Source organism: Lysobacter sp. N42, from assembly GCF_004344885.1.
This window is the reverse complement of the sequence record NZ_SKFB01000110.1, coordinates 1-1,291: the sequence shown is the minus strand read 5'-3', so window position 1 is coordinate 1,291 and position 1,291 is coordinate 1. Positions and strand designations below refer to the sequence as shown.

Sequence of the window (1,291 nt, the reverse complement as noted above, 5' to 3'; positions counted from 1 at the left end):
ACATTGCCCCGCTGCCGCGGCAGGCAATCCTCGATACGCGCGAATTGCGCAGGCGTAAGTTCCATGCGCAGTATGTTAGCACGTAGTGTTAACAGGCCCTAGTTAGCGCCCGGCCCGGTTGGGGCAGACGCCTCCGCAGACTTACGGACGCGAGCATGCCACGACAGCCCGGAACGGCAGTAGCCCGCGAGCCCGGCCGCGGCAAGAGCGATGCGGCACGGCCAGCCGGGCTGCGCTGCACTAGCAGGGCAGCAAGACCGACTTGGCTTGGAGAGCCGATTGCCACAACCGCCTGGATCCAGCCGGGCAGGGTGCCGCGCTGCAACACTTTGGTTGTGCGGCCGGCTCGGCGCGGCACGCTGCGTGGAGCCGGTGAACGACACGGGCACGACGCGACGATGCATGGCCACTAGCTTGCGGTGCCAGCCGCACGTCAGCGGAAAACCGCAAGCACGACGGGAAAACCCCGACAACGGAGCCCCCACTGCGGGCGCTAACACCTGAGTTAAGCCGCGCCGCGAAGCGGCGTCGGCTTGGACGAATTGTTAGGCACGCGGCGGCGTGCCCGTGTACTCCGACCACGACGGAAGGTTGTAGCGGCTGGCCTTGAGCCGGAGGACGGCCGCGAACAGCAACCCAAAGCACACACCGGCCAACGTTGCTGCCCGCCAGGTGATGAACACCGGACGGAACTGAGCCACGAACAGCATGGCCAAGCCCCAGAGGACGCCAAAGGCGATCCCGGAGCCGAACGCCAGCGGCCAGAAGCCCAAGAACAGCGGGGGTGGTACCTGCCACCCGAAGCGCCACATGAGGCGCCACGCAGGCGGCGCTGCCGTAGCCCGATCGATGCCGAGTGATTCGGCGTGTCGGTACAGAGCTTCAAGTTTCTCGTGATGGTTCATCGCGTGCCTAACACCTGAGTTAAGCCGCGCCGCGAAGCGGCGTCGGCTTGGACGAATTGTTAGCTGGCCAGCGGCGGGGCGGACCAGCACGAGATAGGGATACTGCATTTGCCTTACGCCCTGCCGCAATGGGCGAAGCGACGAAAAGTGGCTAGCAAGCCCGCGCAACGTTCACAGGCCACCCGAAGCCGGCGCGGGCACACCGCGATGGTTCATGTGCCGGCGCCGCTGGCTTCGCGTTGTGGCCGACGCGCCATGCGTAGCCCGAGCGCTTGAGCAGGCGGCCGGGAGTGCAGGAGGGACAGCTAAGGAAGGTCTGAACAACTCCGCCCGATTGCGCGACAATGCCTCACCGTGATCGGGGTGAGTGCGATGCAGCTGTCGTT

General features: G+C 65.9%; 1 protein-coding gene. It reads right to left on the bottom strand.

Annotated features, from left to right (window positions below; genetic code table 11):
* Positions 1-545: 545 nt before the first annotated feature.
* A complete protein-coding gene (locus tag EYQ95_RS26145; protein WP_132332149.1) occupies positions 546-905 on the bottom strand; it encodes a DUF6404 family protein in 360 nt (119 codons plus the stop codon).
* Between the last annotated feature and the right edge of the window lie 386 nt (positions 906-1,291).